At 69.5% G+C, this 17,334-nt stretch carries 14 protein-coding genes; 10 read left to right on the forward strand and 4 right to left on the reverse strand.

Annotated elements, in window-relative coordinates; genetic code table 11:
• Positions 1 to 3 precede the first annotated feature (3 nt).
• A complete protein-coding gene (locus ACI79R_RS10925; RefSeq protein ID WP_456573639.1) occupies positions 4 to 420 on the reverse strand; it encodes a very short patch repair endonuclease in 417 nt (138 codons plus the stop codon).
• A 260-nt stretch (positions 421 to 680) separates the two neighbouring features.
• On the opposite strand from ACI79R_RS10925, the gene ACI79R_RS10930 reads away from it, so the two are divergent.
• The 3 genes from ACI79R_RS10930 to ACI79R_RS10940 all read left to right on the forward strand — a co-directional run bounded on the left by ACI79R_RS10930 (position 681) and on the right by ACI79R_RS10940 (position 5,216).
• Positions 681 to 1,736 carry a DNA cytosine methyltransferase gene (locus tag ACI79R_RS10930; RefSeq protein ID WP_456573640.1) on the forward strand — a complete coding sequence of 352 codons (1,056 nt, stop codon included), beginning with the start codon at positions 681 to 683 and terminating at the stop codon, positions 1,734 to 1,736.
• 142 nt (positions 1,737 to 1,878) lie between these two features.
• Entirely contained in the window at positions 1,879 to 2,979 is a 1,101-nt protein-coding gene (locus ACI79R_RS10935; RefSeq protein ID WP_456573641.1) for a hypothetical protein, read from the forward strand.
• Between the two features lie 1,037 nt (positions 2,980 to 4,016).
• A complete protein-coding gene (locus ACI79R_RS10940; protein ID WP_456573642.1) occupies positions 4,017 to 5,216 on the forward strand; it encodes a DNA cytosine methyltransferase in 1,200 nt (399 codons plus the stop codon).
• 258 nt (positions 5,217 to 5,474) lie between these two features.
• Here the strand turns inward: ACI79R_RS10940 and ACI79R_RS10945 are convergent, their stop codons facing one another.
• Positions 5,475 to 6,713 (reverse strand): diguanylate cyclase domain-containing protein, encoded by a 1,239-nt coding sequence (locus ACI79R_RS10945; RefSeq protein ID WP_456573643.1) that lies wholly within the window; start codon positions 6,711 to 6,713, stop codon positions 5,475 to 5,477.
• Positions 6,714 to 7,039: 326 nt separating this feature from the next.
• Between ACI79R_RS10945 and ACI79R_RS10950 the strand changes: the two genes are divergently transcribed.
• Complete coding sequence (locus tag ACI79R_RS10950; RefSeq protein WP_456573644.1) at positions 7,040 to 9,316, forward strand: GmrSD restriction endonuclease domain-containing protein; 2,277 nt, start codon at positions 7,040 to 7,042, stop codon at positions 9,314 to 9,316.
• Here the strand turns inward: ACI79R_RS10950 and ACI79R_RS10955 are convergent.
• Positions 9,292 to 9,450: a hypothetical protein gene (locus ACI79R_RS10955; protein WP_456573645.1), complete on the reverse strand. Its 159-nt coding sequence runs from the start codon at positions 9,448 to 9,450 to the stop codon at positions 9,292 to 9,294. The two genes, ACI79R_RS10950 and ACI79R_RS10955, sit on opposite strands and share 25 nt — an antisense overlap.
• Positions 9,451 to 10,347: 897 nt before the next feature.
• Here ACI79R_RS10955 and ACI79R_RS10960 point away from each other — a divergent pair.
• The 4 genes from ACI79R_RS10960 (at position 10,348) to ACI79R_RS10975 (ending at position 13,055) form a co-directional block, all read left to right on the forward strand.
• The gene (locus tag ACI79R_RS10960) at positions 10,348 to 10,650 is read left to right on the forward strand and encodes a hypothetical protein (protein WP_456573646.1); all 303 of its coding nucleotides are present in this window, start codon (positions 10,348 to 10,350) and stop codon (positions 10,648 to 10,650) included.
• Positions 10,651 to 10,722: 72 nt separating this feature from the next.
• Positions 10,723 to 11,838, forward strand: coding sequence for a hypothetical protein (locus ACI79R_RS10965; protein ID WP_456573647.1), 1,116 nt, complete (start codon positions 10,723 to 10,725; stop codon positions 11,836 to 11,838).
• Between the two features lie 60 nt (positions 11,839 to 11,898).
• Positions 11,899 to 12,438, forward strand: coding sequence for a DUF732 domain-containing protein (locus tag ACI79R_RS10970; RefSeq protein WP_456573648.1), 540 nt, complete (start codon positions 11,899 to 11,901; stop codon positions 12,436 to 12,438).
• A gap of 14 nt (positions 12,439 to 12,452) precedes the next feature.
• A complete protein-coding gene (locus ACI79R_RS10975) occupies positions 12,453 to 13,055 on the forward strand; it encodes a DUF732 domain-containing protein (protein ID WP_456573649.1) in 603 nt (200 codons plus the stop codon).
• 4 nt (positions 13,056 to 13,059) lie between these two features.
• On the opposite strand, the gene ACI79R_RS10980 is transcribed toward ACI79R_RS10975, so the two are convergent.
• The gene (locus ACI79R_RS10980; protein ID WP_456573650.1) at positions 13,060 to 14,814 is read right to left on the reverse strand and encodes a putative bifunctional diguanylate cyclase/phosphodiesterase; all 1,755 of its coding nucleotides are present in this window, start codon (positions 14,812 to 14,814) and stop codon (positions 13,060 to 13,062) included.
• Positions 14,815 to 14,928: 114 nt separating this feature from the next.
• Here ACI79R_RS10980 and ACI79R_RS10985 point away from each other — a divergent pair, with 114 nt between their 5' ends.
• Both ACI79R_RS10985 and ACI79R_RS10990 read left to right on the forward strand, forming a co-directional pair.
• Positions 14,929 to 16,017: a hypothetical protein gene (locus ACI79R_RS10985; RefSeq protein ID WP_456573651.1), complete on the forward strand. Its 1,089-nt coding sequence runs from the start codon at positions 14,929 to 14,931 to the stop codon at positions 16,015 to 16,017.
• A 99-nt stretch (positions 16,018 to 16,116) separates the two neighbouring features.
• Positions 16,117 to 17,301 (forward strand): hypothetical protein, encoded by a 1,185-nt coding sequence (locus ACI79R_RS10990; RefSeq protein WP_456573652.1) that lies wholly within the window; start codon positions 16,117 to 16,119, stop codon positions 17,299 to 17,301.
• Positions 17,302 to 17,334 lie beyond the last annotated feature (33 nt).

A 17,334-nucleotide genomic window follows, 5' to 3' on the forward strand; every position in this document is an offset into this window, starting at 1 on the left:
GCGTCAGGGCGGCCGCACCACGCGCTCGATGACGTCCACGGCGGCAGAAGGGTCCTCGTGCTCCCAGAAGCGCAACACGGTCCACCCGAGCCCCCTTAGGTGGTCGTCGGTGTGCCGGTCACGTTCCTCATTGCGCTGCAGCTTGGCGACCCACCACTCCCGGTTGGCCGTCGGCGTAGTGGCATGTACAGGGCAGGAGTGCCAGAAACAGCCGTCGATGAACACGGCGATCCTCCGGCGCACGAAGACCATGTCGGCCCGCCGACGAGGAAGACCAGGCAGGCTCGCGTCGACGCGGTACCGCAGGCCCCTGCGGTAGGCCTCGCGGCGGACGGCGACCTCCGGGGCCGTATCCCGTCGGCGCGCCCGACTCATCCGGGCTGCCACCTCCGGAGTGGACGCCGGCGGCCTGTCGATCATGCGACTGTCTCACCGTCTCCGACCACATCCGCATCCTGCGCCCGCCTGCTGGAACGACGCACCCTGGGCCCCTGGCCCCACGCGGAAACCGTCAGCCGGCGCGCTTACCGTCACCCCTGAGCTGCGATCGATAGGGTCGAGCGAAGGAACGCGGGCGCCAGCTCCACGGCGGCCGCGCCGGCTAAACGGTGGGGGCTACCTCGGTGCACGAAGCTGACCGTGAGGCACGAGCGAACGGCATCAACACCCGTCCGCTTCGGGTGATCGACCTCTTCGCCGGTTGCGGCGGTTTGACGGCCGGCTTCGCAGCGACGGGTCGGTACACACCTGTCGCTGCGGTCGAACACGACCTTGCGGCAGCCGCCACGTACGCCGCCAACTTCGGCGAGGACCACGTCCACTGGGGCAAGATCGAGGACTGGGTCAATGGCGATCTGCCGGACGCAGACGTCGTCGTCGGCGGGCCACCGTGCCAAGGCTTTTCCAACCTGGGGAAGCGGAGCCCTTCGGATCCGCGAAACGAGCTGTGGCGTCACTACATGGAGACCCTCATCGCCGTACGCCCCAAGGCGTTCCTCATCGAGAACGTCGACCGCTTCGGGAGCAGCGACCAGTTCCAAATGCTGCAGCGGGAAACGCTCAAGGGCGGGCTGCTCGAGGACTACCAGATCGACGCGAAGGTCGTCAGGGCCACTGACTTCGGAGCGGCCCAGCTACGGCGACGGTTCATAGTCATTGGCACTCACCGCGAGCTCCCGGCGATCAGGATCCCCACCGGTTCCGTGCCCAGGGAGGAGTGGAAGACGGTCCGACAGGCGCTGGAAGGGCTGGCGCCCGACGTGGACCCTCGGGAGCAGGCACTGCCGTCGGCGACCTCACAGTTCTTCGGGAGAGTTGTGCCCGGCGTTTTCAAGTCGCCAGATCTGCACATCACCCGGCACTACACGGACACGTCGCTGGAGCGTTTCGGGTACATCCGACCGGGCGGTAACCGACTCGACCTTCCCGATCACCTCAAGGCGCCGTGCTGGATAGGTCATGATAAGGGCTCGTTGGACGTCATGGGTCGAATGCACTGGGACCGCCCTTCCGTCACGATTCGCACGGAGTTCTTCAAGCCTGAGAAGGGCCGCTACCTGCACCCCGATCGACACCGCGCCATCACGCATCACGAGGCAGCACGCCTCCAAGGGTTTCCGGACGAGTTCCAGTGGTGCGGCAGCAAGCTTGACATCGCCAAACAGATCGGTAACGCCGTACCCGTCGCCTTAGCCACCGGACTGGCGGGCCATATAGCGGCAGAACTTGAGAGCTGAATGTGGCATCGACTAAGGAGGCCGAGCGAGCACCTGTAGTGCTCGCGGTCACTCCATCGCCTCGCGGACTACTTATTGCCGAACTCGACCGTGCTGGTTATTGTGACCTTGCAAATCAATCTGGAAGGTGGCCGGGATACTGGTGGAGCTGAAGAACCTGGCCGTCGCCGACTTAGAGCTGGACGCAGACAACCCCCGCTTACCTGAAGATCAGCAAGGGGCCCCCCCGGAGGAGATACTCGCCTATCTCGAGCAACACGACGTCCTGACCGAGCTTGCAGCGAGCTTCGTCGGCAACGGATACTTTGAAAACGAACCGCTAGTCGTAACTCGCTCCCAGGCGAGCGGAAAATACACAGTTATCGAAGGCAACCGCCGGCTGGCTACGCTCTTCATTCTTCTGCAACATGAAGTGGCCAAGCGGGCTGGCGTGGTGTTCGATTTGGAGCCACCTCCCAGCGAGGAACTCCTGGGCGAACTCAGCACAGTCCCGTGCTATGTCACGTCAGACCGAGGGGAGGTCGCGGCCTTCCTCGGATACAGACACATCAGCGGTCTGCGGCGATGGAGTGCCGAAGCAAAGGCGCGCTACATCTGGCGCCAAGTTAATGAAGCGCGCAACACCAGCCCCGAAGAGAATCCCTTCTACACAGTTGGACGACTCGTGGGCTCCAATGCTCGAGGCGTCCGAAATGCCTATCTGTCCTTTGAGTTGTTGCGCAGCGCCAAGGCCGACCATGGCATCGATACGAACTTTGTACTCAGGGAGCGCTTCGGAGTTTGGACTCGACTCCTGGGTACAGCCAACGTACTCGACCACCTGGGGGTGCCCGACAACATACGCACGTATGAAGACGTACGGAACGGCATGACAGATGTCTCAGGGCCACGCTTGCGCGAGGTGGTTGGCGACCTCACGCCACAGAATGATCGCGAAGCGGTACTAAACGACTCTCGCGATGTAACTATCTACAGTCGGGTCATCGCTAATGAGGAAGCTCGCGCAACTTTGCGCGCGCATGGAGACCTGGCCACCGCTCGCCTGCTTGTAGAGCAGTCCAATCTGGCCGAAAGAGTGCGCCGATTAACACGCGCCTGCGATGCGCTTGCTCTCGACGCGCGTCGAATGACCATCGACGATTCTGCCCTCGAAGCGGCGGAGGAGCTCACTGGCGCCTGCGAAGCCCTTGAACTGGCATTCCGGCGCTCTAACGGGCGGGCGAAGCGAGCTCCTGTCGCATGACTACCCCGTTGGAACCCGACATCGAAGCGTATGGAACGTACGCCCGCGCATGCGCCCTAGCCGACTGGGTTGAGTTGGCAGCACTCAAGGGTATTCGCATAACTCGAGACGACTTGGCCGACATTGTCGCTGACAATAACTGGTCGCGCAAACCCGTTCGCCATTACTTCACTCGCGATGACTTTGACGACGAGGAGTCAACCCAATCATGGCATGAAGACGAGCTGGACGACCTAGACGATTCGGACGATCCAGAGACACATGCTCGAGCAGCATTTCGAATGCTACGCGAGCGACGGATCACCCTCGGAGTGAACTACCCCTTCGCACTGACCAAGGGCGCCTGGCGAAGCGATGGAGCAAGTTACACCCCATACCTTTCACTCCTGGCCATCAGCGTTGCCCACGCTTGGCCTCAATTTAACCTAACAGGGCCACAGTCCCCCGAGAATGTGCTCGAGCACCTCGTCGCGGACCGCCTTCAGCACCTGGGCCTACTGGTAGCGCGAATGGGGGCACTCGATCGCTCCAGCCACGACTTCCTGAGCACCTTAGCCACTGGTGGTGCGCAAGTAGGGCTACAACCGGCGAGGCCAGCGACTTATCCTTTGCGGGCGAAGGATGACGGTGTCGATACCCTTTCCGCATTGCCGTGGCGAGATCGCCGACGCGGGCGCTGGTCGTTCATCGGCCAAGCCACCTGTGCTAAGTCTGACGAGTGGGAAGCCAAGCTAGCTCGACCAAAGCCTCATATCTGGAAGAAGTACCTTCTTGTAGATGTGCCTCCTCTAGTTTTTTTAGCTGTGCCTCACCATATAGATCAGCCTCACCTACTTCGACTACTCGACGCAGAGCAAGGCATCCTTATCGATCGACTCCGATTGGCCGATCATCCACACGGGGTGACCAAGGAAGAGCGGGACATCATTGACATGGTCTTAGCCGCTCCAGTCAGTACCGGGGCTGCCGCAAGAGTCAAAGTGGCCTAACTTCCACAATATCGAGAGATCATGAGTTTGCGTCCACGAATGCCGTCCATGCTTTCCCTCTTCTCCGGGGCTGGCGGCCTCGATCTCGGTGCCGAGGCGGCGGGCTTCACAGTCATTGGCTGCGTCGAGAAGGACACCAAGTGCATCGCCACGCTGCGCCGAAACAGAGTGGCGAGCGATATTGAGATGAGCGACGTAACGGTCGCAGTTTCACACTTGACACCTGCCCGATTTGGCATAGGTGTTGGGGATCTCGACCTCATCGCCGGGGGCCCCCCTTGCCAACCATTCTCGACGGCCGCCCAATGGCACGTCCAGGGGAAACGTGGAATGAGAGACCGGCGCGCTGAGACGATTATATCAATGCTCGATCTTGTGGAGCGGTTTCTTCCTCGCGCGCTGCTGATTGAGAATGTCGCAGGCTTCCTTCACGGATCGGTTTCTGCCAAACCTTTCATCGCGGACCGTCTGGACCAAATCAACGCGCGACACGGAACAAGTTATGATCTCAAGGCGGATGTGGTCAACGCTGCGGACTATGGCGTGCCCCAGAATCGCAGGCGCGTGATCGGAATCGCCTTGAGAGACGGCGCCACGATCACACTGCCTCAGAAAACTCACGACGCCAATCCGACCTCGAGCTGGGATGCGATCTGGGATCTAGCCAAGGAACCAGGTCCATTGCCTTCATTGGGCCGTTGGGGCGCTCTGCTGCCCAGCATTCCCGAAGGCGAAAACTATCAGTACCTCACCAACAGGGGTGGCGGCCAGGAAGTTTTCGGTTACAGAACAAGGTATTGGTCCTTCTTGCTCAAGCTGGCCAAAGATCGGCCAAGTTGGACTCTTCCCGCGTCGCCAGGGCCATCTACTGGTCCATTCCATTGGGATAACAGGGCCCTGAGCGTTCGCGAGCGGATGAGACTTCAGACCTTCCCAGACACGTGGGAGCTGGTCGGCACCTTGAGCGATCAAATCAGGCAGGTTGGCAACGCTACGCCGCCCTTGCTCGCAGAGGTGGTATGCCAGAGTATCGCGGACACGCTTGGCATTCAGAGGGACGACCGCGAACTCACTTTTGCCATTGCTCGGGCTGCGACGCCTCCTTCGCCACCGGAATGCCCATCACCTATTCCTTCAGAATTCTCCCGATGGATCGGTCCTAAGTCCGCACACCCGGGCACAGGGAAGGGGCCAGGGCGACTACTGGTAGACGAGGGATCGACTGACCACGAAGTTGCCCGCCGTTGACCACCAGCGCCTACTTCGACCGACGCCCTTTGAGCAGACAGTGGGAGGAGAAGAGTTGGGAAGTGGATGGCGCCTACGTGATATGGGATAAGTTCGTCCCACCTCGCATCGCGACGCACAAGATCGACAAACGGTCAAATGTGCGGATCAACGATTCTAAATGGAGGCGTATGCGCTCAACTTTCTCAGTTGGCGGTCGTCTACTCGCTGGGCGCTGATGTCGAAGGGCCCCGGGTAGTACCACAAGGCCTTCTGCTTCTACGTGTCGGCCGGCCTCACCACGTGCACCACCCCCCTCCCCCGCGCCTTCGCCGAGTACATCGCTCGGTCCGCGTGGGAGAGCACCTCGTCGAGGGAGGACCCCGCGACAGCGAGAGCCAGCCCGATCGACGCCGACACCCGCACCGTCCGCCGTCCCACCTCGACCTCGTCCACCAGCACGGCCGTCAGCCCGTTCCCGATGGCCGAAGCGGTCGAGAGGTCCACGCCCGGCAGCACCGCCACGAACTCGTCCCCGCCGTACCGGCCGACCACCGCCCCCGGCAGCTCCTTCTCCACGTGCCGGCGCAGCCGGTCGGCCAGCCGCACCAGCAGCTGGTCGCCCACCGCGTGCCCGCCGCGGTCGTTGACCTCCTTGAACCGGTCGACGTCGATGAACAGCACCGCGCCGCCGAGCGCCAGCGCGGACCGGCCGACGTCCAGCAGGTGGCTCCGGTTCGCCAGCCCGGTCAGCGCGTCCTGTCGGGCGCTGCGCAGCAGCGCCTGCCGCCACCCGTCGGCCTTGGTCGCCACCGCGGTCAGCCGGTCCACCGTCTCCTGCAGCCGCAGCGCCTGGTCGGCGTCGGCGTCCACGGCCAGCGCGGCGGAGGCCGCCCCGAGCAGGTCCAGCGTCGACTCCAGCGGCAGTCCCGCCACCACCGCCTCCAGCGTCCGCCCCTGCGCCGCCAGCAGCTCGCCGTCCCACCGGTGCGCGGCCACCTGCCGGCGCAGCGACAGCACGCTGCGCACCAGCCGCACCTGGATCTCCAGCACGTCCTGCTCGGCCCGCGTGAACTCGCGGACCTCGTCGTCGAACACGCCCAGCGACCCGAGCACGTAGCCGTCCTCGTCGATGAGCGGCACGCCGAGGTACGAGCGGATCGCCCCGGCCACCACCGCCGGGTTCTCCCGGAACACCGGATGGTCCAGCGCGTCGCTCACCTGCAGCGGCGCCCGCAGGGCCACCACGTACGCGCAGAACGACAGCTCGTCGGGCACCTGCGAGTACGGCGCGCCGGCCCCGCGCTCGGCGGGGAAGCACTGCTCGTCCGGGCCGACCAGGTTGATGATCGCGATGGGCGCGTCCACGGTCCTCGCCATGTACGCCACCACAGCGTCGAGGTCGTTGATCCCGGCGTGGCCCGGTATCCGGTAGCTGGCGATCGCGGCCAGCCGGGCCGGCTCGGCGACGGCGTTGCGCGGATTGGGCAGGACGGGCGTCGTGACGGCGGCGCTCACGCGTTCGGACGCTAGCCGCCGACCGTGGTGATCGGGGCACTCTCGGTCATGGGGCGGAGGCCACGGGCCCGATCAGGGTCCAGCCGAAAGGCGACGCGCCGCCGCTCCCGGTCAGCCGGATAACCGGTCGATCACACGCGGCAAGGCGAACCGAGCGACCGACGTCAGCCACGACTCACGGGCCACAACGGACACGCCCGTTCCGGCACGCCGCCGTGTCGCCGCCGGACAGCCGACCGGCGGACTGAGGATGCGACTCGGCATCCCCGGGTCCGGCGCACACTTCGTCGGCGCCTGGCATCACGTGGCGTCGAGGAGCACCTGCGTTGACCACTCTCCTGTACCGCAACACCACCTACTCGCTGATCCAGCTGATCGAGGACATCAAGTCCGGCCGAGTGGCACTGCCGGACATCCAGCGGCCCTACGTGTGGTCGTCGGCCAAGACTCGGGACCTGTTCGACTCGATGTACCGGGGCTACCCGATCGGCGCGCTGATGTTCTGGGAGACCGGCGCCGAGGTCGGCACCCGCCAGATCGGTCTGGGAGACACCGAACGGGCCGCGCAGCTGCTCATCGTCGACGGCCAGCAACGGCTGACGTCCCTGTTCGCCGTGCTCACTGGTCGCATGGTGTTGACGAAGTCCTACGAGGAGAAGCGGATCCGCATCGCGTTCCGGCCGGCCGACGAGATGTTCGAGGTGACCGATGCGGCGATCGAGCGCGATCCGGCCTTCATCCCCGACATCACCGCGCTGTGGTCCGACGGGTACCGCCCCACTTCGCGGCGGTTCCTCAACCGGCTCAGGGATGCCCGCGACGAGGACCTGACCGACGAGGAGGCCGACGAGCTGGACGCCCGCATCAACCGGGTGCACGACCTACGCGACTTCCCCTTCCAGGTGGTGGAACTCGGCGCCGCAGCGTTGGAGGACCAGGTCGCGGAGATCTTCGTCCGCATCAACTCCGAGGGCGTCAAGCTCAACCAGGCCGACTTCATCCTCACGCTGATGTCGGTGCACTGGGAGAAGGGTCGTCAGGAGCTGGAGGCGTTCAGCCGGGCGGCGGTCGACACTTCCCTGCGGGGACCGACGTCGCGGAACCCCTACATCGACCCGAGCCCCGACCAGATGCTGCGGGTCGCCGTGGCACTCGCGTTCAGTCGCGCGCGGCTGCAGCACGTGTACAACATCCTGCGCGGCAAGCAGCTGGACACGGGCGCCTTCAGCGAGGAACGGCGTCAGCAGCAGTTCGCCCGTCTGGCAGAGGCGCAGGAGAAGGTCCTCGACCTGACCAACTGGTTCGAGTTCCTCAAGTGCCTCGGTGTGGCCGGATTCCGCAGTCGCAAGATGATCACTTCGGACAACGCCTTGCTCTTCAGCTACGCCCTGTGGCTGATCGGCCGGTTCAAGTTCGGCCTGGACCTGCGGTCGCTGCGGCCGGTGATCGCCCGCTGGTTCTTCATGGCACACACCACCGGTCGCTACACCTCCTCGCCGGAGTCGCAGCTCGAGTCCGACCTGGGTCGCATTTCCGACCTCGACGGGGCCGACGGGTCCGCATTCATCGCCGAGCTGGACCGCATCGTCAACGCCAACTTCACCAACGACTACTGGGAGATCACGCTCCCCAACCGGCTGGACACCTCCTCGTCCCGGTCCCCGGCGCTGTTCGCGTACCTGGCCGCGCTGAACCTGCTCGACGCCGAGGTGCTGTTCAGCGATGTACGCATCCGCGAGCTGCTCGACCCCGGCGTCAACGCTCCGCGGTCGATGGAACGACACCACCTGTTCCCGAAGGCGCACCTGGCGCGTCAGAACGTCACCGGCACCCGACAGATCAACGCGATCGCGAACATGGCATTCCTCGACTGGGCGGAGAACGGCGCGATCAGTGACTCCGGACCGGCCGAGTACTGGCCGGTGATGTCCGCCCGCATGCCTGCCGACCGGATCAAGCGCCAGGCCGAGCTGCACGCCCTCCCGGTCGGTTGGGAGCAGCTGGACTACGCCACCTTCCTCGAGCGGCGGCGGCACCTCATCTCCCGCGTCGTGCGCAACGGTTTCGCGACGCTACGGGCGGACGGCTCCTCGCAGGCGGAGGCGACCGTCGAGGACATCATCGAGGCCGGTGAATCGCAGACCACCGAGTTCAAGTCGACCGCACGCTGGAACCTGCACACCCAGCAGGCCGACGCCAAGCTCGAGCACGTCATCGTCAAGACGGTGTGCGGCTTCCTCAACGCGGAGGGCGGAACTCTGCTCATCGGGGTCGACGATGCCGGCCGGGTACTGGGCCTGGCCGACGACTTCCGCACCCTGGGCAGCAAGCCGAACACCGACGGGTACGAGCTCACGCTGCGGCAGATCCTCGACAGCAACCTCTCTGCGCCGACCGCCGCCAACGTGCGCATCCGATTCCCCGTGGTCCGCGGCGAGCAGATCTGCCAGGTGGCGGTTGCCGCCGCCGGCCGCCCGGTGTTCGCCACCCCCGCGAAGGGCAGCGGCGCCGGCGGGTCGGAATTCTGGGTCCGCACCGGCAACGCCACCAAGCTGCTCCACGGTGAGGACATGGTCCGCTACCAGGAGGAGCACTGGGGCTGAACGACGACGGCGTCGAGGTCGTCGATCCCGGCATGCCCCGGTATCCGGTAGCTGGCGATCGCGGCCAGCCGGGCGGGTTCGGCGACGGCGTTGCGGGGGCTGGGCAGGACGGGCGTCGTGACGGCGGCGCTCACGCATTCGGACGCTAGCCGCCGACCGTGGTGATCGGGGCACTCTCGGTCATGGGACGGAGGTCCCCGTCCCCGCCGCGACCGAGGTAGAAAGCACCACCGTGCACCGCCGCGCCGCCGTCCTCGTCACGCTCACCGCCCTGCTCGCCGGCTGCACCGGCACCGAGGGCGCGCCGGAGCCGGAGGCCAAGAACAGCAGTCCCCCCGCACACCGACGTCCTCGGCGAGCTCGACCTCGACGCCGTCGTCGGCAACGAGTCGTTCGTCATCGACCTCGCGCCGCACCCCGACGGCGCGCTGCTCGCCCTCCTCGGCCCCGAGACGTTCGGCGGCAACGTCGCCGACACCTTCCTCGTCCCCCTCACCGCCGGGGACGGCGCACCGGTCGCCGGCGAGGTCACCGAGCTGCCCACCCTCGACTGGTCCAGCACGCTGCACGTCCGCGACGACGGCACCGCGGTCATCGCGGGCCTCCTCGACGAGGGCACCGAGGAGGGCCCGCGGATCCTCGTCGTTCCGCCGGGCGCAGCGCAGCCGCAGGTCGTCGTCCCCGCCGTCCCCGGCGATTCCATCACTGCCGGCTTCTCCCCCGACGGCGCCACCGCGTACCTCGACACGGGCACTGCCCAGCTGTACGCCGTCGACGTCGCCACCGGCCAGGTCACCGCCACCGCCCCGCTCCCGGCCGGCGCGGACGCCGTCGAGCTGGCCACCGCGCCCGACGGCACGCTCACCGCCCTGCTCTCCGTCGACGCCACCAGCCGCCTGGTCACCTACGACCCCGGCCTGCGCGAGCTGAGCAGCGTCGACCTCGGCGAGAGCACCCCCGCCGCACTCGAGCTCACCGCCGACGGCGCCCTCGTCAGCATCAACCTCGGCCCCTGGGAGACCCGCCAGCGCGTGCTGCTCGGCGTCGCGGACGGCCAGGTGCGGCAGGTCGCGAGCATCGAGAACGCGGAAGACGCCCCCTACGGCCTCGCCACCGGCGGCGGCTTCGCCTACCTCACCTACGAGACGCAGACGAACACGCACGAGCTGGCCGCCGTCGACCTGGCCACCGGCGAGGTCACCACCGAGTGGCTCTGCTCCGGCGAGGGGACGTTCGACGTGCTCGCCGTCGCCCCGGACGGCGGCTCCGTCATCGCGGCCGGCGGCTGCGACCTGCCCGACGACTTCACCCGGCTGGCCTACCTCGTGGGCTGAGCCTCCCCCGCCCGGGTCAGCCGCCCCCGCGGCACCCACCACCCGGCGACCGCGTCCGGGAATGATCAACCGGTGCCTCGCACCACCGCGCTCGTGCTGCTGCTCGCTCTCGCCGGCTGCACCGCGACCATGGACGGCACGCCCAGCACCGCGACGCCGGCCGGCCCACTCAGCGACCTCCTCGGCAGCGTCGCCCTCGACGTCGAGCCGGGCTTCGTCGGCTGGCACCTCGCCCCGCACCCCGACGGCTCCTTCGCCGCCCTGCTCGGCTCGACCGACGGCGCCGACCACCGGCACCTGGCGCGCGTGGTGCCCGGCGACGAGCCCGCCCTGCGCGACCTCGTCGAGGTCCCCGCCCTCGACTACGACACCCACGTGCTGGTCACCGCCGACGGCACGGTGCTCGTCGCCGGCAGCCGGCCGGCCGACGAGGAGGGCGTCGTCGTCCACGCGCTGCGCCCCGGCGCCGACGAGGTCGACCAGCTGTACGCCGCGCCCGAGCAGGGCGACCTGCAGATCCGCGACGCCGTCCTCTCCCCCGACAGCAGCACCCTCTTCCTCGGCTACCGGCACTCCGGAGCCCGCGTTCGGGCGATCGACGTCGCCACCGGCACGCTCGTCGCCGACGTGCCGCTGCGCCTCGACGCCGAGGTCCGTGCCATCGCCGCCCGCCCCGACGGCGGGCTGAGCGTGCTCCTCACCGGCGGCACCGACCGCCCGGCCACCTCGCTGATCGACCTGGACGCCGATCTCGGCCCGGTCGGCGAGCCGGTCGACCTCGCGCCGGGCGAGCCGACGGCCGTCGGCTGGTTCCTCGCCGCGACGCAGGACGGCGACGTCCTGGCCACGGTCGACACCGGGACGGCGTCCGCTCCGCGGTTCCGCCTGGTCACGGTGTCCGACGGCGACCTCGCCGGCAGCACCGAGCTCACGCTGCGCGACCCCAGCGGCGACCTCGCCGTCGATCCGATCGGCCGCTACGTCTACCTGCCCACCGGCCGGGACACCGCCCCGGCGTCGCTCCTGGTGCTCGACCGGGAGACCGGCGAGCTGGAGCTCGGACCCGCGCTGTGCGCGGGCCGCGGCACGCTCGGCACCGTCGTCGCGGCGGCCGACGGGCGGACGGTCGCCGTGAACGGCTCCTGCGAGGCCGGCGGCCACCAGCCGGTCGCCTTCGTGGTGGGCTGACCTCACCCTTCCGGGTCAACTCGTTACCGGAACGCTCAAGATCGTTGCGAGACTGCCGAGATGCGCAACAGGTCGGTGCTCGTGCTCACCGCGCTCGTCGTCGTCCTCCTGGCGGCCGGCGGGGTGCTCACCTACCTGCTGCTCGACGCTCGGAGCACCGCGCGGGACGTCGCCGCGGCCGAGTCCGCCGAGGACGCCGCGCACGCCGACGCCCTCGCCGCCGCGGAGGCCCGCCAGGCCGAGCTCGCCGCCGACATCGACGACGCCGAGGACGACACCGCCGACGCCGAGGAGCGGATCGCCGTCGCCGACCAGGCGCGCGCCGCCGCCGAGGCCCAGGCCGCCGCCGTCGAGACGGCGCAGGCCGAGGGAGCCGCGCACGACGAGGCCGCGTTCCTCGACTCCGTCCGCGGCTACGTCCCCGGCTCCGACGCCGAGCTGCTCACCGTCGGCTACGACCTCTGCGCGCATCTCGACACGCTGCCCTACGCGAGCGTCTACGACGCCTACGACCGCGCGCTGGAGACCTACGACTACGACCAGGCCCTGCTGCTGGCCACGGCCGCCGTCGTCATGTTCTGCCCCGAGTACGACTACTGATCCGGGAGTCCCCGATGACCACGCAGGAGCTCCCGCCCGTCACCTGGCACGTGCCCCAGCCCGCTCCGCCGACCCGGCGGCGCAGCCCGTGGGCCGTCGTCCTCGCCACCCTCACCGTGCTGCTGGTCGCCGGCGTCGGCGTGCTCGGCTGGCTGGTCCTCGACGCGCGCAGCAGCGCGCGCGACGCCGCCGCCGCCGAGGCCGTCGAGGACGGCGAGCAGGCCGCCGCGCTGGCCGCGGCCGAGGAGCGGATCGCCGGCACCGAGGCCGAGCTGGCCGACGCGGAGGCCGCCGCCGACGACGCCGAGGCCCGCGCCGACGAGGCCGAGGCCGCCGCCGGCGTCGCCGAGCAGGCCGCCGCACCCAGCGAGGACGCCATCGAGGAGTACCTGTGGCTGCTCCGCGACGGCGACACGGTGTTCTGGGGCGCCACCGACGACGAGCTCGTCGAGATCGGCCTGCAGAGCTGCCGCTACATGGACGTCCACGGCAACGGCGACGCCGCCGTGGCCGAGCTCGGCGAGATCGTCGTCGAGTTCGGGCTCACATCCTTCCAGAGCGCCCAGCTGACCTCCGCGGCCATCGTGATGTTCTGCCCCCAGCACTCGCTGGACTGATCGGTCAGCGGACGGCGACCGGCGCGAGGTCGGCGATCAGCTCCGCCACCGGCCGGGGCCGGCCGTAGAGCCAGCCCTGCGCCAGCCGGCAGCCCAGCTCGGTCAGCACCCGCGCCTGCTCCTCGGTCTCCACGCCCTCGGCGATGAGCGTCAGGTCCAGCGCGTCCGCCAGCGCCACCACGCTGCGCAGCAGCCGCGCCCGCCGGCTGGACGTCGTGATCGAGGCGACGAAGGAGTTGTCCAGCTTCAGGTAGTCGGTGGGCAGGGTGTCCAGCCGCGCCAGCGCCGAGTAGCCGGTGCCGAAGTCGTCGATGGCGACCTTCATGCCGTGGGCGCGCAGCCGCTCGAGCGCCTGCAGCGACCGGGTGGTGTCGGCCTCCACCAGGCTCTCGGTCACCTCGATGACGGCCCGCGACGCCGGCCAGCCGTTCTCCAGCAGCGTGTCGAGCACCAGGTCGGGAAAGCCCGGGTCGTCCAGCTCCAGGCCCGAGACGTTGACGCTGAGGAAGAGGTCCAGTCCGGTCGCGTCCACCAGCTCGCGGGCCTCCCGGACGGCCGTCGTCCCCACGAACGTGCCGAGCGGGCGGATCAGGCCCTCCCGCTCGGCCACCGGCACGAACTCGCACGGCGGCACGGCGCCGCGCTCGGGATGCGTCCAGCGCACCAGCGCCTCGAGCCCCTGGATCTCGCCGTTCCGCGGATCGACGACCGGCTGGTAGTGCACGGCCAGGCCGGTGCCCGGGTTGGCCAGCGCGGCGGCGAGGTCGCGCGCCAGCGGGCTCAGCCCGCCGCCGTCGAGCTCGCTGCGCCCGCGGCCCACCGACTTCACCCGGTACAGCGCGGCGTCGGCCCGGCGCATCATGTCCGCCGGCGAGTCGCCGGCGGCGAACGCGGCCACGCCCACCGAGGTGCCGATGCCGGGCAGCGCGGCGCGGAGTCCGTCGGCGCAGCGCAGGGCGGCGTCCCCGTCGTGGCCGGGCAGCAGCAGGGCGAACTCGTCCCCGCCGTGCCGGGCGAGGACGGCGCCGCACGGCAGCAGCCGCGTCCACGCGTCGGCGACCCGGCGCAGCAGCTCGTCGCCGGCCGCGTGGCCCTGCGAGTCGTTGACCGCCTTGAAGTGGTCGAGGTCGAACAGCGCCGCCGACAGCGGCTCGCCCGTGCGCACCGCCGTCCGGACGGCGCAGTCGAGCGCCTCGTCGAAGCCGCGCCGGTTGGCCAGGCCGGTCAGCGCGTCCACCCCGGCGTGCGCCGCGCGCTGCGCCAGCACGCCGATCGCGCCGGCCGAGCCGAGCACCAGCAGGCCGATGACGAGCGCGGGGCCGGTTCCGACGTCGCCCCGCACCAGGACGACGACCGCACCGACGACGAGCAGCTCACCGAGGAAGCCGAGCGCCCACCACAGCGGGAAGAAGAGGAAGGCGTCCATCGATGCGAACGCCATGAGCGAGAGGACGGCGACCGCCCCGCTGACCGTCGGTGCGGCGGAGGCGAAGACGCCGATGCCGACGACGCCGACGACGAGCAGCACCTGGAAGAACAGCAGGCGCACGCGGTGACCCCACTGCATGACCGCGAGCCCGATGAGCGTGGTCGCCGGGCCGAGGGCGGTCACCGCCGGGTGGACGGCGGCCAGGCCGCCCGGCGTGCCGAGCACCAGCGCCACGGCGGCCAGCCCGCCGACCGCGGAGAGCAGCCCGGCGGTGCGGGCGACCACGCGCGGGGTCGCCACCTCGGGCGCCGTCCGGCCCTTCCGCTCCATGACTGAGAAATCGACCGAACGGTGCGGAACTGGAGCGGACACGGTGATATCCCCAATCAGAGGGCATTCGAGGGGACGATCGCCGTCCCCGTGGCCCGGTAGCGTCCGGCGGCGATGCCGAAGAGCAGGAAGCGCCGGAAGACCGCACGCCCGCCGGCCCGCCGGACGTCGCCCGAGTGGGACCTCGTCGACGCGCTCCGCGACGGCGTCGACTCCCCCACGCCAGGGCCGCTGCTGGGCACCGTCGGCCTCCTGCTCGGCGTGGCAGCGAGCGACGACGACCCGACCGCCACGCTCCGGGACCTGATCGACTCCTTCTCCGCCGCGGACCGGGTGGAGACCTCGGCCGCGGCGCTCGCCATCGCCACCCTGACCGCCGATGCCGAGCTGCGCCGGCGGGTGCGCCGCGAGATCGGCGAGCGCGGGCACGTGGTTCCGCGCTGGCTGGTCGAGCTGGACCGCACCCAGCCGGTCGGCCGGGCCGTGGAGATCAGCACCGTGTTCCGGGACGTCGACGACCTCGTCATCGGCGCCGTCGCCCCCGGCGGCCATCCACTGACCGTCGTCATCACCGTCGACAACGAGCTGGGCGCCGTCGCGACCGACGGCTACGTCGCCCAGGCCCCACTGGAGGAGGTGGTGGAGTTGCTGACCGGCGAGGACGACCCGGACGTCCGCATACGCGACCTCCCGCTCGCCGACGCCGCCGCCCGCATCCGCGCGGCCCTGGCCGAGATCGACGCCGGCCCGGCATTCGTCTCGTCGGAGCGGCTGGTCGAGTCGCGAGCCCTGATCGAGTGGCTGGTATCGCTGCTGCCCGAGGGCGGCGACGGCTCGGTGCTGCAGGAGCTGTCGGACGCCGAGCTCGACGCCATCGCCGAGCGCTTCCTGGCCAGCCCGTTCGGTGCCGTGTGGACCGATCCCGGCCTGCGACCGCTGGTGGACGAGATGCTGGCGGGCAGCAGCTCCAACGGCATCGGTGATCCGCTCGTCTGGAGCCCGCGCAACGTCGCCGCCGTCCTCGATCCGGGTGGGTTCCGCCTCGGACGCCGGACGCCGCACCTCGACCGCGCGCCGGACCTGCTCCGCGACCTCATCCGATTCGGTCACGCCGAACGCGGGCTGCGGTCGTTGCTGACCGAGGAGGCGCTGGAAGCGATCGACGCGGCCGAGGACGCGTTCCGCGCCGCGCTGCGCGACTGACCTCACCCCTCCGGAGCAGGTGAGCGCCGGCGAGCGACAACTCGTAGCCGCGCGCGCCGATGGAGCGGTGTCGCCGTTCCCCGAGGTCAGGACACCGCCGTGCCCGTCCGTTCCCGCACCGCCGCCCTCCTGCTGGCCACCGCCACCCTCACCGCCGGGTGCACGGCGAGCATGGACGGGTCGGCCTCGATGGCCGCGGGCCCGGCGCCGGAGGCCGGCCCGCCGACCGACGTCCTCGGCACCAGCGCGCTGGACATCGAACCCGACTTCTCCACCTGGGACCTCGCCGCGCACCCCGAGGGGCACTTCGTCGTCCTGCTCGGCGCGGACTACGCCAGCGACCACTCGCTGGTCACCGAGCTGGTGCCCGGCGACGACGGCCCGACGCTCCGCAACACCCTGCCGATCCCGCCGTTCGACGACGACGGCTTCCTCTCCGTCACCCCCGACGGCACCGTCCTCGCGACCGGGACGACGTGGTTCGACGGCCGCGAGGGCATCGGCGTCTACGCCCTGGGTCCCGGCGCCGACGAGGCCGAGGAGCTGTACGGGTTCGGCGAGGAGGACGAGGTCGACGTCTCCGCCGTCGCCCTCTCCCCCGACGGGTCGACCCTCTACGTCGGCTACCTCTGGTACGACGGCTGGGAGACCCTGCTGCCGCGGGTGCGCGTCATCGACGTCGAGACCGGCGAGATGGTCACCGACCAGGAGGTCAGCGCCGACGCGCCCGGCGGGGCGGACCTCACCGCGCTCGCCGTGCGCCCCGACGGCGGGGTGAGCGTGCTGCTCACCGCCGGGCGGACGATCAGCAATCAGGAGACCGGCGCCTTCCTCGTCGAGTACGACGACCGGCTGCGCCCGCTGGCCAAGCCGATCGACCTCGTCCGTGACACGCATGCGACCGGGGGCAGGTCGCTCGTGGTGACCGAGGACGGCGACGTCCTGGTCAGGGTGTACGTCGGCCCGATGCCCGGCCCGCAGGCCCACCTGCTCACCGTGCGGGACGGCGCGGTCAGCGAGACCCTGCCGCCCGCGGCCGGATCGGGTGCGTTCGCCCTCGGTGCGGACGGCGACCAGGTCCACGTGCTCGCCCCGAACTCCGAGGGCCCCGGCGCGCTCACCACCCTCGACCGCGCCACCGGCGAGACCGCCGCGGAAGCACCGATGTGCACGACGGGCGGCTCCTTCGCGCACCTGGCGGTCGCCGCCGACGGGCGGTCGGTTGCCGTCCTGGGGAGCTGCGCGGAGGACGGCGACGTGGCGACGGCGTTCCTCGTCGGCTGAGGCGGCTGGTTCTGTCGGTGGGCGGTCCTAGCG

It is taken from the genome of Blastococcus sp. SYSU D00820 (assembly GCF_054050695.1).

Coding starts and splice junctions, on each gene's coding strand:
- ACI79R_RS10925 (WP_456573639.1), bottom strand. CDS start 420: ATGATCGACAGGCCGCCGGCGTCCACTCCGGAGGTGGCAGCCCGGATG.
- ACI79R_RS10940 (WP_456573642.1), top strand. CDS start 4,017: ATGCTTTCCCTCTTCTCCGGGGCTGGCGGCCTCGATCTCGGTGCCGAG.
- ACI79R_RS10970 (WP_456573648.1), top strand. CDS start 11,899: ATGCGCAACAGGTCGGTGCTCGTGCTCACCGCGCTCGTCGTCGTCCTC.
- ACI79R_RS10975 (WP_456573649.1), top strand. CDS start 12,453: ATGACCACGCAGGAGCTCCCGCCCGTCACCTGGCACGTGCCCCAGCCC.
- ACI79R_RS10980 (WP_456573650.1), bottom strand. CDS start 14,814: ATGGAGCGGAAGGGCCGGACGGCGCCCGAGGTGGCGACCCCGCGCGTG.
- ACI79R_RS10985 (WP_456573651.1), top strand. CDS start 14,929: ATGCCGAAGAGCAGGAAGCGCCGGAAGACCGCACGCCCGCCGGCCCGC.